This window comes from Mesoflavibacter sp. CH_XMU1404-2 (assembly GCF_037029465.1).
Taxonomy (GTDB): Bacteria; Bacteroidota; Bacteroidia; order Flavobacteriales; family Flavobacteriaceae; genus Mesoflavibacter.
Genome location: NZ_JAYMEM010000009.1, coordinates 308,657 through 322,133 on the forward strand (window position 1 = coordinate 308,657; position 13,477 = coordinate 322,133).

General features: G+C 31.5%; 13 protein-coding genes and 1 tRNA gene. 9 read left to right on the forward strand and 5 right to left on the reverse strand.

Annotated features, from left to right (window positions below):
• Positions 1–4: 4 nt before the first annotated feature.
• From WA327_RS07375 to WA327_RS07415, 9 genes are all read left to right on the forward strand, one after another.
• The gene (locus WA327_RS07375; protein WP_336068147.1) at positions 5–754 is read left to right on the forward strand and encodes a tetratricopeptide repeat protein; all 750 of its coding nucleotides are present in this window, start codon (positions 5–7) and stop codon (positions 752–754) included.
• Between the two features lie 64 nt (positions 755–818).
• The gene (locus WA327_RS07380; RefSeq protein WP_336068149.1) at positions 819–1,586 is read left to right on the forward strand and encodes a TatD family hydrolase; all 768 of its coding nucleotides are present in this window, start codon (positions 819–821) and stop codon (positions 1,584–1,586) included.
• 20 nt (positions 1,587–1,606) lie between these two features.
• A complete protein-coding gene (locus WA327_RS07385) occupies positions 1,607–2,638 on the forward strand; it encodes an asparaginase (RefSeq protein ID WP_336068151.1) in 1,032 nt (343 codons plus the stop codon).
• A gap of 75 nt (positions 2,639–2,713) precedes the next feature.
• Positions 2,714–2,801 (forward strand) — tRNA-Ser (locus tag WA327_RS07390).
• Positions 2,802–2,875: 74 nt separating this feature from the next.
• On the forward strand, positions 2,876–3,661 hold the full coding sequence (locus WA327_RS07395) for a MotA/TolQ/ExbB proton channel family protein (protein WP_304142416.1): 786 nt from the start codon (positions 2,876–2,878) through the stop codon (positions 3,659–3,661).
• A 34-nt stretch (positions 3,662–3,695) separates the two neighbouring features.
• Complete coding sequence (locus WA327_RS07400) at positions 3,696–4,127, forward strand: hypothetical protein (protein WP_336068155.1); 432 nt, start codon at positions 3,696–3,698, stop codon at positions 4,125–4,127.
• A gap of 3 nt (positions 4,128–4,130) precedes the next feature.
• Positions 4,131–4,742: a biopolymer transporter ExbD gene (locus WA327_RS07405; RefSeq protein ID WP_304142412.1), complete on the forward strand. Its 612-nt coding sequence runs from the start codon at positions 4,131–4,133 to the stop codon at positions 4,740–4,742.
• Between the two features lie 9 nt (positions 4,743–4,751).
• Complete coding sequence (locus tag WA327_RS07410) at positions 4,752–5,225, forward strand: biopolymer transporter ExbD (RefSeq protein ID WP_304142410.1); 474 nt, start codon at positions 4,752–4,754, stop codon at positions 5,223–5,225.
• An 86-nt stretch (positions 5,226–5,311) separates the two neighbouring features.
• Positions 5,312–6,004 carry a porin family protein gene (locus WA327_RS07415; RefSeq protein WP_336068157.1) on the forward strand — a complete coding sequence of 231 codons (693 nt, stop codon included), beginning with the start codon at positions 5,312–5,314 and terminating at the stop codon, positions 6,002–6,004.
• Between the two features lie 7 nt (positions 6,005–6,011).
• On the opposite strand, the gene WA327_RS07420 is transcribed toward WA327_RS07415, so the two are convergent.
• The 5 genes from WA327_RS07420 to WA327_RS07440 all read right to left on the reverse strand — a co-directional run bounded on the left by WA327_RS07420 (position 6,012) and on the right by WA327_RS07440 (position 13,422).
• The gene (locus tag WA327_RS07420) at positions 6,012–6,617 is read right to left on the reverse strand and encodes a hypothetical protein (RefSeq protein ID WP_336068159.1); all 606 of its coding nucleotides are present in this window, start codon (positions 6,615–6,617) and stop codon (positions 6,012–6,014) included.
• Positions 6,617–8,077 (reverse strand): RNA polymerase factor sigma-54, encoded by a 1,461-nt coding sequence (rpoN, locus tag WA327_RS07425; protein ID WP_336068161.1) that lies wholly within the window; start codon positions 8,075–8,077, stop codon positions 6,617–6,619. Before rpoN ends, WA327_RS07420 begins: the two co-directional genes overlap by 1 nt.
• Before the next feature lie 77 nt (positions 8,078–8,154).
• Positions 8,155–9,585, reverse strand: coding sequence for an asparagine--tRNA ligase (asnS, locus tag WA327_RS07430; RefSeq protein WP_336068163.1), 1,431 nt, complete (start codon positions 9,583–9,585; stop codon positions 8,155–8,157).
• 36 nt (positions 9,586–9,621) lie between these two features.
• Complete coding sequence (locus tag WA327_RS07435) at positions 9,622–12,030, reverse strand: efflux RND transporter permease subunit (RefSeq protein ID WP_336068164.1); 2,409 nt, start codon at positions 12,028–12,030, stop codon at positions 9,622–9,624.
• 153 nt (positions 12,031–12,183) lie between these two features.
• On the reverse strand, positions 12,184–13,422 hold the full coding sequence (locus WA327_RS07440; RefSeq protein WP_336068165.1) for a DUF5686 family protein: 1,239 nt from the start codon (positions 13,420–13,422) through the stop codon (positions 12,184–12,186).
• Between the last annotated feature and the right edge of the window lie 55 nt (positions 13,423–13,477).

Below are 13,477 nucleotides of genomic sequence, written 5' to 3' on the forward strand. Positions count from 1 at the left end.
TGTTATGGAAGAACAAGATTACATCCTTTTTGAAGACTATTTATCAGGAAATTTAGATGAAAATGCTACAAATGCTTTTGAAACTAGATTAGAAACCGACAACGCTTTTAAGCAGTCTTTTAGTATATATAAAGATATTTCTACTCACTTAGATCACGAAATTGGTAATGAAGAAAAAACGATGGATTTTAGAGCCAATTTAGACAGTATATCTCATAATTATTTTTCAAAACTGAATGCACAACAAGAAGAAGTTGAAACTAAAAAGCCATTTAGTTTTTACAAATTAGCAATAGCAGCTAGTGTTGCATTGTTACTTGGTTTCTTTGTGTTTAATCAATTTTCAAGTGATCCAAGTTATTTAGATTTTGCTAATTATGATCAAATTAGTTTAACGGTAAGAGGCGATAATGATACGCTATTAAAAGACGCAGAAACAGCATTTAACACTAAAAACTATGAAGAAGCAAACCTGCTTTTCAATCAAATTTTAGAACAAGATTCTAGTAATACTGAAATTCAACTTTATAAAAGCATCACATTAATAGAGACCAATCAGTTTAGTGAAGCAGATGAATTATTAAAAGGATTATCAGAAGGTAATTCAATCTACAAAAATAAAGCGAAGTGGTATTTAGCTTTAAGTAAACTAAAACAAGAAAATTTTGAAGCTTGTATAAACGTGTTAAAGAGTATTTCAGAAGACGCCGAAGATTATGAGCAAGCACAAAAATTACTCAATAAGCTAGATTAAAAATCAATTTTAAATAACCCTTAAAAAGTCATCTTAAACAAGATGACTTTTTTACTTTTGCAACATGATAATTACAGATACACATACACATTTATATAGCGAAGCTTTTGACGAAGATAGAGACCAAATGATGCAACGTGCTTTAGATGCAGGCATAAGTCGTTTTTTTGTGCCAGCAATAGATAGTACTTATACAGAAGGCATGTTAGCTTTAGAAAAAGATTATCCTAACAATGTATTTTTAATGACAGGTTTGCATCCAACGCATGTAAAAGATAACTATAATGAAGAGTTGGAGCATGTAGTAGACATGTTGGATAAGCACAAGTTTTATGCTGTTGGCGAAATTGGTATCGATTTATATTGGGACAAATCCACATTGCCAATCCAGCAAGTTGCCTTTAGACAGCAAATAAAATTGGCAAAGCAACACGAATTGCCAATCGTAATCCATTGTCGTGACGCATTTGATGAGGTGTTTGAAATTTTAGAAGAAGAAAAAGCAGATAATTTATACGGTATTTTTCATTGTTTTACAGGAAGTTTAGAACAAGCAAAACAAGCCATAAGCTATAATATGAAATTAGGTATTGGTGGCGTGGCAACGTTTAAAAACGGAAAAATAGATCAGTTTTTAAATCAAATCGATTTAAATCATATCGTCTTAGAAACCGATGCGCCTTATTTAGCGCCAACACCATATAGAGGTAAGCGTAATGAAAGTAGCTACATTACTAAAGTATTAGAAAAATTATCAGATATTTATCAAATTTCAGAAGAAAAAATAGCTGAGATTACAACAAAAAATTCAAAAGACGTTTTTGGTATTTAATCTAAAAATTATAAATCGAAATGACTAAAACCATACCTAACATACTTTTAATCTATACCGGAGGAACTATCGGTATGATAAAAGACCCAGAAACTGGAGCGTTACGAGCTTTCGATTTTAACAATCTTCTTAAACGCATTCCAGAATTAAAACTGTTAGATTGTAATATAGAAACCACATCTTTTAAAGATCCAATAGATTCTAGTAACATGCAGCCAAAATATTGGGTGCAAATTGCTGAAATTATTGAAAACAATTACGAAGATTTTGATGGTTTTGTTGTGCTTCATGGTAGTGATACCATGAGCTATACAGCATCAGCTTTAAGTTTTATGTTAGAGCATTTAGCAAAACCTGTAATTTTTACAGGATCACAATTACCAATAGGAGATTTGCGTACAGATGCTAAAGAAAATTTAATTACATCCATTCAAATCGCATCACTTCAATATTATAACAAACCCATAATTAAAGAAGTGTGTTTGTATTTTGAATATAAATTGTATCGTGCCAACCGTACTACAAAAATCAATGCAGAACATTTTGAAGCTTTCGCTAGCTTAAATTATCCAGATTTAGCAGAAAGTGGTGTTCATCTAAAAATTAATAATGAATATCTGTGGAAACCAAATCCTAGAAAAGACTTGATTGTTCATAAAAATTTAGATGAAAATATTGCGCTTGTAAAGTTATTTCCAGGTATAACTAAACATATTTTAGAGTCTTTATTTAATAGTTCAGGATTAAAAGGAGTAATTTTAGAAACTTACGGCGCAGGAAACTGCTCTACAGAAACATGGTTTTTAGATTTATTAAAGGAAACTATTAAAAAAGGAATACATATAGTTAATGTTACACAATGTTCTGGTGGAAGTGTTATTATGGGTAGATATGAAACCAGCGAAAACCTTAAAAGAATTGGCTTAATATCTGGGAAAGACATCACTACAGAAGCAGCTTTAGTAAAAATGATGTATTTATTAGGGCAAAATATTTCGCCTAACTTATTCAAAAACATATTCGAAACGTCTTTACGTGGAGAAATGACCTAAAATTAACGTCTAAAATTTCAGCTTTAGAATATTTTTTTGTTATTTGCCATGCTGTAAGAACAAATAAGTGATTACAGAGAGGTGGCCGAGTGGTTTAAGGCGCACGCCTGGAAAGTGTGTATATGTTAATAGCGTATCGAGGGTTCGAATCCCTTCCTCTCTGCGTAGTTTTTTATTTCAAATTACATTATTTTTTATATCTTTAACACTTTAACTAATAAAATTAAGAACAACAAAATGAAAAGATTATTTTCTATCCTAGCTATAGCATGTATTATGGCTTTCGGAACAGCTAACGCAACTGCAAATGCTGCAATGACAACTGCAACAACTGTAGTCTTAACTCAAGAAGATTCTAATGAAGAAGCGGCTGCAGATGCACCAGCAGAAGACTTAGGATTCCACCAAGAACTTAAAAAACGTTTTATTGAAGGTGGTCCAGGATTTATGGGGATTGTATTATTATGTTTAATTCTTGGTTTAGCTATAGCTATTGAAAGAATTATCTTTTTAAACTTATCTACTACAAATTCTAAAAAATTAACTCAAGATGTAGAAGATGCTTTACAATCTGGAGGAATTGAAGCTGCTAAAGAAGTTTGTCGTAATACAAAAGGACCTGTTGCTTCTATCTTTTACCAAGGTTTAGATAGAGCAGACGGAGATTTAGAAGCTGCTGAAAAAGCGGTTGTAGCTTACGGTGGAGTACAAATGGGACAATTAGAGAAAAACGTTTCTTGGATTTCTTTATTTATCGCATTAGCACCAATGTTAGGGTTCATGGGTACGGTAATTGGTATGATCCAAGCTTTTGATAAAATTGAAGCAGCAGGAGATATGCAACCATCATTAGTAGCAGGAGGTATTAAAGTAGCCTTATTAACTACTGTATTTGGTCTTATCGTAGCAATTATCTTACAAATTTTCTATAACTATATTATTGCAAAAATTGATAGCATCGTTAATGACATGGAAGATTCTTCTATCACTTTAATCGATATGTTATCTAAGTACAAGAAATAATTTACTCAATTACTAACTTTAAAAATTAAAGATTATGCACAAAATTTTAAAAATAGTTGCTTTAGTATTGAGTTTAGCTGGTATAGGTTTTTTAATTGGTATTTTAGCAAAAGGAGACGAAGCTATTAAGGCTGGAGACAACGCTGTTGTTGACTTCATGTCTTATGTAGCATACGTTGTACTGTTTATTATCCTTTTATCAGTAATCATTTTTGTATTTAAAAATTTATTTTCAAATACTGGATCTCTAAAAAATACGTTAATAGGTATAGGAGCATTCTTAGCAGTGCTAATTGTAGCTTATGCCGTATCAGGAGGAGATACTATGGTTTACAAGTACGGAGGTAACCCAGTTACTGAAGGAGAATCTCACATGGTTGGTGCAGGATTAATCGCTTTTTACGTATTAATCTTAACTGCAGCAGCAGCAATGTTATTCTCAGGTATCAAAAAATTAATAAAATAAATTATGGCAAAAAGATCAGCACCAGAAGTTAATGCAGGCTCTATGGCTGACATTGCCTTCTTATTATTAATATTCTTCTTAGTAACTACTACTATAGAAGTGGATTCTGGTATTAACTCTAAGTTACCACCAGATATTCCACCACCAGAGGTAAAAATTAAACAGAAGAATATCTTTACAGTTGAGCTAAACAAAAACAACCAAATGCTGGTTGAAGGTGATTTAATGGAAATTAAAGACCTTAAAGCTGCAGCATTAAAGTTTATTGATAATGGAGGCGGAACAAGCGCTGAAGGAGAAAGATGTGATTATTGTAATGGAGCACGTAATCCAGAATCATCAGATCATCCTTCAAAAGCAATTATTTCGATAACGCACTCTAGAGCCACAGATTATGAAACGTTTATAACCGTTTATGATCAATTAGTAAGCGCTTATTCTGAGTTAAGAGAAAAGTTAGCACAAAGACTGTATAACCGTTCTTTTAAAGAAATGGAAGCAGCTTATGATGACTCTAAATCACCAGAATTTAAAAGCGAAAAACTAAAAGATAAGATAGAGAATATTAAGAAAAAATATCCTAGAATCATATCTAAAGCAGAACCACAATTTTAATTAAAAACTATGTCAAAATTTAAAAAGAAAGGTAGTAATGAGCTACCAGCAATTTCTACAGCATCTTTACCGGATATTGTATTCATGCTATTATTCTTTTTCATGGTAGCAACCGTAATGAGAGACAGTAGTTTGAAGATAAAAAACAATTTGCCGTCTGCTGCAGATACTGAAAAATTAGGTCAGAAAAACTTAATCATGTTTATTTATGCAGGTCCGCCAAGTGACAATTATAAAGAAAGATATGGTACAGAAGCAAGAATTCAATTAAATGATAAACTTGCTAACATAAGCGATATCGGAGCTTTTGTTGCTGCAGAGCGTGCTACAAAGCGTGAGGAAGAAGTACCAATGTTGATTACTGCTTTAAAAGTAGATAAATCAACTAACATGGGATTAGTTTCTGACGTAGAACAAGCTTTACGTAAAGCTGGACAACTTAAAATTAATTACACTACAAAAAAGGGTAGTGCACTTAAATAAGAATACTCTTAATTTTATAACAAAAGGTGTTTTGGTTTTCAAAACACCTTTTGTTTTTTATACCTTTATGTTTATATCTTAAAAAAATGAAATTTAGGTTATTATTACTTTTTATACTTAGTGGTTGTTCGCTTTTTGCTCAGGAAGAAGAATCGTCTTTTCCAAGCGTTACAGATTCGCTTTATAGAGAAGATCAGTTTTATTTAGGTATAACTTATAACTTGTTAAATAATAAGCCCAATGGAGTTAGCCAAAATAAGTTTTCAAGTGGTTTTCATTTTGGTTTTATAAGAGATATGCCTATCAATAAATGCAGAAATAAATCTATTGGTGTTGGTTTAGGGCTTTCATTTAATAGTTATAATCAAAATCTTTTAATTTCAGAAAATAATAAAGACGTTAACTTTTCTGTTCTAGGTGATGAAGTAAATTATTCTAAAAATAAGTTTTACACGTCAGTAGTTGAATTGCCTATTGAATTTAGATGGCGTACTTCAACAGCAAAAGAATATAGCTTTTGGAGAATTTATACTGGTGTAAAATTTGGTTATGTATTCTCAAACTCTTCAAAGTATGAAGGCGAACCTGAAAATATTAAAATAAAGCAAATAGATAGCTTTAATACACTTCAATATGGCTTAACTCTAAGTGCGGGATATAGTACTTGGAATTTTCATTTATACTATGCCTTAAATCCGATATTTGATGCTACTACAATTGATAATAACCCTATTGATATGAGTGATGTAAAAATTGGTTTGATGTTCTATATTCTTTAATAAAAATTTACAACCAGTAATTTTCTACAATAATCTGTGGTATAGCACCTATTAATAAGCCTATTAAAAGTTCTTTTACTGTATGTGCTTTTAGGTACAATCTTGATGTTGCTATTGCGCCTGTTATAACAGCCATTAATGCTAAACTTCCGTTTATGTTTTTACTAAAGTGAATGGCAAAACCAATGAAAAACATAAATACACCACCTACAGCAGTCATGTGTAGACTTACTTTAAATTTAGCAAATGTTAATGCTAACGCTGTAATATTTGAAATTAGCACACCAATAAAAAAGTAGTATAACTCTATAATTTGATAAGAGGGAAAAACACGGTAAAGAATTAACCCTATAATAAAGATGTTTATAAGTAAGGGAAACACTCTTTCTTCTGTTGTTTTAAGATAGATACTTTTAGCCTTTCCTAAAGTTTTTAGTAGATAGAATATTAATATTGGTAATAAAACAGAAAGTATACTAAGCGAAATAATTTTAGCATTTACCCATTGTTCTGGAATAAAACGAGGTGTTTTATGAAAGTAAAATACCACTGCAATTAATGGCATTACTACAGGATGAAAAATAAATGATATGCTTTTTATTAACCACTTCATTAAATGGTCTTTCTCAATCTAGCTACAGGTATATCAAGCTGCTCTCTATATTTTGCTACAGTACGTCTTGCAATAGGATAACCCTTTTCTTTTAAAATTTTAGAAAGAGCAGCATCGGTTAAAGGTTTCTTTTTGTCTTCTTCTTCAATAACCGTTTCTAATATTTTTTTAATTTCTCTTGTAGATACTTCTTCGCCTTGATCATTAGTCATAGATTCTGAGAAGAATTCTTTAATCAATTTTGTACCATAAGGTGTATCTACATATTTACTATTAGCAACACGAGATACGGTAGAGACATCCATATCAATCTCATCAGCAATGTCTTTTAATATCATTGGTTTTAGCTTACGCTCGTCACCAGTTAAAAAGTATTCTTTTTGATAATGCATAATTGCACTCATCGTAACAAAAAGTGTTTGTTGGCGTTGTTTAATAGCTTCTATAAACCATTTTGCAGCATCTAATTTTTGTTTAATGAATAGCACTGCATCTTTTTGCTGTTTGCTTTTATCTTTAGCCTCTTTGTAGCCTTTAAGCATGTTGTTGTATTCTCTAGACACATGAAGTTCTGGAGCATTACGACCATTTAAAGTAAGCTCTAATTCGCCATCAACAATTTTGATAGCAAAATCTGGTACTACATGCTCTACAATACGATTATTTCCAGCATAAGAACCACCAGGTTTTGGGTTAAGACGTTCAATTTCATGAATTGCTTCTTTTAGTTGCTCTTCATTGACATCAAACTTTTGCATTAATTTTTTGTAATGCTTTTTAGTGAATTTCTCAAAAGCATGATCTATAATTTCTATTGCAAGCTCAATATCTGGATGTTTTTCTTTACGATGTAATTGAATACTTAAACACTCTTGAAGGTTTCTTGCGGCAACACCAGCAGGATCTAATTGTTGTACTTTTTTTAATACACTTTCTACTTTAGCTTCATCGGTATAAATGCTTTGTGTAAAGGCTAAATCGTCAACAATATCAATAATGTCTCGACGTATGTATCCACTTTCATCTACACTTCCAACTAAAAATTCTGCGATATCTCTTTCTTCATCAGAAAGTCTAAACGTGTTTAGTTGATTGATTAAATGCTGTGTGAAGGTTGTCCCAGAAGCATAAGGCACACTTTTTTCATCATCGTCTGCACTATAATTATTAGAGCTTGTACGATAATCTGGGATTTCGTCATCGCTTAAATAATCGTCTACATTAATGTCTTCTGCTTCAATTTTATCGTTGTCTTCGTAATCTTCTTGACTGTTGTCAAAATTATCCTCAAAGTCGTCTACTCTTTCTTCTTTACCAGTTTCTAAAGCTGGATTTTCTTCTAACTCTTGCTTTAAACGTTGTTCAAAAGCTTGTGTAGGCAACTGTATCAATTTCATTAATTGAATTTGTTGCGGCGACAATTTTTGCGATAATTTGAACTGTAAATATTGTTTAAGCATAAAGCGTTTCTTTCTTTTATATAAAAATAAGAAAAAAACCTACAAGGTTTTTAAAACTTATAGGTTTTGATTTTTTATTAAAACTCTGCGTTTTGAGGTGTTCTTGGGTAAGGAATAACGTCTCTAATATTTGTCATACCAGATGCAAACATTACTAAACGCTCAAATCCTAAACCAAATCCAGAGTGGACAGCTGTACCGTATTTGCGTAAGTCTAAGTACCACCATAATTCTTCTTCAGGAATATCTAAAGCAGCCATTTTTTCTTTTAAAACTTCTAGACGTTCTTCACGTTGTGATCCACCAACAATTTCTCCAATACCTGGGAATAAAATATCCATGGCGCGTACCGTTTTTCCGTCTTCGTTTAAACGCATGTAAAATGCTTTGATGTTTGCTGGGTAATCAAATAAAATCACGGGACATTTAAAGTGTTTTTCAACTAAAAAACGTTCGTGCTCAGACTGTAAATCTGCGCCCCATTCTTCTATGATATATTTGAATTTTTTCTTCTTATTTGGTTTACTGTTACGTAAAATATCTATAGCTTCGGTATAGCTTACACGCTTAAAGTTGTTTTCTGTAACAAACTTTAATTTTTCTATTAGGCGCATATCGCTACGTTCTGCTTGTGGTTTTGTTTTTTCTTCGTTAAATAAGCGATCGTCTAAAAACTGTAAATCGTCTTGGCAATTTTCTAAAACGTAAGTGATAACACTTTTCATAAAATCTTCTGCCAAATCCATATTACCAGCAAGATCCATAAAAGCAACTTCAGGCTCAATCATCCAAAACTCTGCTAAGTGACGCGATGTATTAGAGTTTTCTGCTCTAAATGTTGGTCCAAATGTGTACACTTTACCTAAAGACATAGCATACGTTTCGGCTTCTAATTGACCAGAAACTGTTAGGTTAGTTTCTTTACCAAAAAAGTCTTCTTTATAATTTACGTCTCCGTCTTCTGTTAATGGCGGATTTTTTGGGTCTAATGCGCTTACGCGAAACATTTCTCCTGCACCTTCTGCATCACTACCTGTAATAATTGGCGTGTGCATGTAGTAAAATCCGTTATCATTAAAATATTTATGAATAGCAAATGATAATGCAGATCTTAAACGCATAACAGCACTAAACGTATTTGTTCTTGTACGTAAATGTGCATTTTCTCTTAAAAATTCAAACGTGTGTTTTTTAGGTTGAATTGGGTAAGTTTCTGGATCAGAATCTCCTAAAATTTCAATATTCGTTACAGCAATTTCTACTTTTTGACCTTTACCTTGACTTTCTACTAAATCTCCAGTAATGGCAACAGCAGCACCAGTAGTGATGCGTTTTAAAGTGCTTTCGTCTGTATTTTCAAAATCAACTACACATTGTATATTATTAATTGTAGAACCGTCATTTAAAGCGATAAAACGATTTGCTCTAAAGGTACGTACCCAACCTTTAATTTGTACTTCTTGAAACTTAGTTTCTTCTAATAATGTAGCGACTGTGTATTGGTTCATTTTTAAAAATTTTAATTCAAAAATAGAGTTTTTTATTTATTCTTCTTCTGAAAAAGTAAGGTCTTCATTTTCTTCTTCAGGAATAATATTAATTGCAGGCTCTTTCAAGACCTCTTTATTGGCAATATTTCTCTCTAAAGATAATAGTAATGAAGGTAATAATAGTAAGTTAGATAGCATGGCAAAAAGTAGCGTTACAGAGACTAAAGCACCAAGTGCAACGGTACCACCAAAACTTGAAATGATAAATACTGAAAATCCGAAAAATAGCACTATAGAGGTGTAAAACATACTAACGCCAGTTTCGCGTAAAGCGCCATAAACCGATTTTTTAATCTTCCAGTTATTGGCTTGCAATTCTTGTCTGTATTTTGCTAAAAAGTGAATGGTATCGTCCACAGATATACCAAAAGCAATACTAAATACTAATATTGTAGATGGTTTTATAGGTACGCCTAAATAACCCATTAATCCTGCAGTAACAACTAAGGGTAGTAGGTTAGGGATTAACGATACCATAATCATTCTGAATGAACGGAACATATACGCCATAAATAGTGATATTAATAATATGGCTAAGCTTAACGAAATAGCTAGGTTTTTTACTAAGTATTTTGTTCCTTTTTGAAATACTAGTGCTTTACCAGTCATGGTTACATTGTAACGGTCTTCTGGGAACGTGTTGGCTATTTTTTCTTGTAAATTTTCTTGAATACGCTCCATTCTATCCGTACCAATATCTTTCATAAAGGTAGTAATACGGGCATATTGACCTGTGCTATCTACAAAATTTGAAAGTAAATCTACATCTGAAGATGAGTTTTTAGCATAGCTTAAAATAAAGCTATTTTCTTGGCTGGTCGGTAATTGGTAGTATTTTGGGTTTCCGTTGTAGTAAGCTTGTTTTGAATATTTTACTAAGTCAACAACTGAAATTGGTTTTGATAACTCTGGAGTTTCTACAATAAACTCTTCAATTTTATCCATGCGCTTTAAAGTAGACAACTTCATAACACCTTTTTTACGTTTGGTGTCTACCATAATTTCTAAAGGCATAATACCATTAAATTCTTCTTCAAAAAAACGAATGTCTTTAAAAAATTGCGCCTTTTTTGGCATGTCTTCTATTAAACTTCCAGAAATGCGTATTTGATAAATTCCGATTATACAAACCACCAAAAGAACCAAAGAAGTAATGTAAATGGTGATACGCTTTTCTCTTACCATGTGTTCCATCCAATTCACAAAACCACCAATCCAACGCTTATTTAGGTGTTGTAAATGACGGTCTTTTGGATAAGGTAAAAATGTATAGATTATTGGAATAATCAATAAGCAAAGTACAAAAATGGCAAGAATACTTAACGATGCAACTACACCAAATTCTTTCAATAAAGTACTTTCTGTTAAAATAAAAGTAGCAAACCCAGAAGCTGTAGTAACGTTAGTCATTAATGTAGCGTTACCAACTTTTGTAATTACACGTTGTAAACTTTTTACTTTATTACCATGAGATTTTACTTCATGCTGGTATTTGTTAATTAAGAAAATACAGTTAGGTATACCAATAACGATAATTAATGGTGGAATTAACGCTGTTAGTACCGTGATTTCGTATTTAAGCATTCCTAAAATACCAAGTGTCCACATCACACCAATACAAACTACTACTAAAGAAATAATAGTCGCTCTAAAAGATCTAAAGAAGAAAAAGAAGATTACTGATGTGACTAAAAGCGCCGCAAGAACAAAAAGATTAATCTCATCAACTATGTTTTGAGCATTTAATGTTCTAATATATGGCATACCAGATACGCGTACTTGCATATCATTTAAGCTTTCAAATTCTTTAATTTTTTCTTCAAGATTATTTAAGACAAAATCTTTTCTTGCAGGTGTGTTTACAATATCTTTTTTTAAGTAAATAGCCGTTCTTACTGTTTTACTTTCTTTGTTGAATAAAAAATTGTCGTAAAAAGGATATTTATTAAAAAGCTCGTCTTGCAAAGTTTCAATTTGAGCAATAGACTGAATAGAATCTTTTATAAAAGGCTCTAATTTAAATTGTTCTTTATCGGTGTCTTTTACAAGTTTTTGAAGGTCTTTTATTGAAACTACAGTTTCTACTTCTGGAGCAGATTTAAAACTTTCTGACAGCTTATTCCAAGCGTTAAGTTTTTCAACAGTAAAAAGCTTAGGGTCTTTTATACCTAAAACAATCAAATTACCTTCTTCACCAAAAACCTTTAAAAACTCATTATACTTAATGTTTACTTCGTGGTCGTCAGGTAAAAGGTTAGCTTCTGTATAGGTAAAACGCATGTATTTCCATTGCGTACTTAGCAAAATGGTAATGACAACGATGCCTAGTAAAATACCAATTTTGTTACGCAAAATCTTACGCGCTATAAAATCCCAAAAGTTATTTGAAAAAAGTTTTAACATATTGCTTCAAAAAATCATGCAAAGGTAGGTAAAACCAATGTATTTACTAGGTAATGAAGGTTAAAAATGTTTTAATTTCTTTGCTTTTGAAATTTGTATTAAATCTGAAAAAAATATCCTTATCAAAGAAAGATTAATAAAAAATCTTTGATTTTACAGTGTTATGTTAAATGTGAATTTAACCGCAACATTGTCTTCTTCTTTTGGTAGGTGATAGGCACCATATCTGTAAGTCGCACTTAACCCAAAACCAAAAAGTAATTTATTAATTTCAAAACCGGTTTCTGTATAACCTTTATCAAGTGTATTAAAATCAAGATTTTGATGTCTATTTATGTTATTCATATTACCAAGTGCATATCTAGAAATTAAAACCAATTGAGGTTGGTAACGCTCGGTAATTTTAAAAGGAGCAAAGTAATGTTTTACTATAAACGAGGTAAATCTATCCGAGAAAAACTCATTAAAAAACATGGTTTCAAAACTATTTATCCCAGCGACTGAAAATCTTTGCATAATGGTTTCTTTCCTAATGTTATTTGGATAAGCGTGATATAAATGTGTTAAAGGCGTATCTCCGTGAGCAAATCCAGCAGTTAGCGTTAGTAATGTATTGGCTTTATTGTTGTAGTTAAACTTTTGAATTGTTCTAAAATCTACCTTAGAAAAGTTAAAATCTGCTCCTAAAACATCCTTAAAACTTTTAGTGTATTGTAAGGTGAATTTTGGGAAACCACTTTTAATCAATGTTTGCTTACCATCTTTTATGTCAAACTTGTCAAATGGATTATATTGAAAAGCTACTTTAGCAAGCGATACTTCAAAAGCATGATAAACAGTGTTGTTGGCTTCAAAATTGTAGCTGTAAGTTGGACTTATATTACTGGTTGAAAATTGGGTTTCGGTTAATAATTTAGGTGAAATCTCATGCTCAACAGATAGCTTGGTTGTAATATGTTTATGAAATAAATCTATATTTAATAAACGCGGTTCAAAAAATTGAAAAAAGCGTTTGTCTAAGATGAATTGTGTGCTTCCTGTTTCTTGTAAATCGTCAGTGTAAGAAAGGTTAATCCATGTATTGGTTTTTGGAGCAACTCTAACACCACCACCAATACTATACTTAGATTTTTTGTCTACAAAACCATAAACTAAGTAAGCGTTAAGACGATATTTATCTGAAAATTCACTGCTTGTTTGTCCGCCAAGTCCAGATCTTAATCCTTCATATTGATTAAATTTAACTAAGTATCTTAAATCAATATCTAAAAATTTGGTTGGAAAAAAACCGTTACCTAAACGATTTAAAAAGTTTGCTTTTTTAATTGAATCATTAACAGTAGCAGTACTGTCTTTTGGTGTTTGAGAAAATACAAATGTGACACTAAACAAAAATATTGCAGTGCATAAAAATAGGGTAGAGGTGTATTTGTGTTTTAACATTCAA

Bases quoted from the DNA above. Each gene is read 5' to 3' on its own strand.
- WA327_RS07375 (WP_336068147.1), top strand. From the start codon at position 5: ATGGAAGAACAAGATTACATCCTTTTTGAAGACTATTTATCAGGAAAT.
- WA327_RS07380 (WP_336068149.1), top strand. From the start codon at position 819: ATGATAATTACAGATACACATACACATTTATATAGCGAAGCTTTTGAC.
- WA327_RS07385 (WP_336068151.1), top strand. From the start codon at position 1,607: ATGACTAAAACCATACCTAACATACTTTTAATCTATACCGGAGGAACT.
- WA327_RS07395 (WP_304142416.1), top strand. From the start codon at position 2,876: ATGAAAAGATTATTTTCTATCCTAGCTATAGCATGTATTATGGCTTTC.
- WA327_RS07400 (WP_336068155.1), top strand. From the start codon at position 3,696: ATGCACAAAATTTTAAAAATAGTTGCTTTAGTATTGAGTTTAGCTGGT.
- WA327_RS07405 (WP_304142412.1), top strand. From the start codon at position 4,131: ATGGCAAAAAGATCAGCACCAGAAGTTAATGCAGGCTCTATGGCTGAC.
- WA327_RS07410 (WP_304142410.1), top strand. From the start codon at position 4,752: ATGTCAAAATTTAAAAAGAAAGGTAGTAATGAGCTACCAGCAATTTCT.
- WA327_RS07415 (WP_336068157.1), top strand. From the start codon at position 5,312: ATGAAATTTAGGTTATTATTACTTTTTATACTTAGTGGTTGTTCGCTT.
- WA327_RS07420 (WP_336068159.1), bottom strand. From the start codon at position 6,617: ATGAAGTGGTTAATAAAAAGCATATCATTTATTTTTCATCCTGTAGTA.
- rpoN (WP_336068161.1), bottom strand. From the start codon at position 8,077: ATGCTTAAACAATATTTACAGTTCAAATTATCGCAAAAATTGTCGCCG.
- asnS (WP_336068163.1), bottom strand. From the start codon at position 9,585: ATGAACCAATACACAGTCGCTACATTATTAGAAGAAACTAAGTTTCAA.
- WA327_RS07435 (WP_336068164.1), bottom strand. From the start codon at position 12,030: ATGTTAAAACTTTTTTCAAATAACTTTTGGGATTTTATAGCGCGTAAG.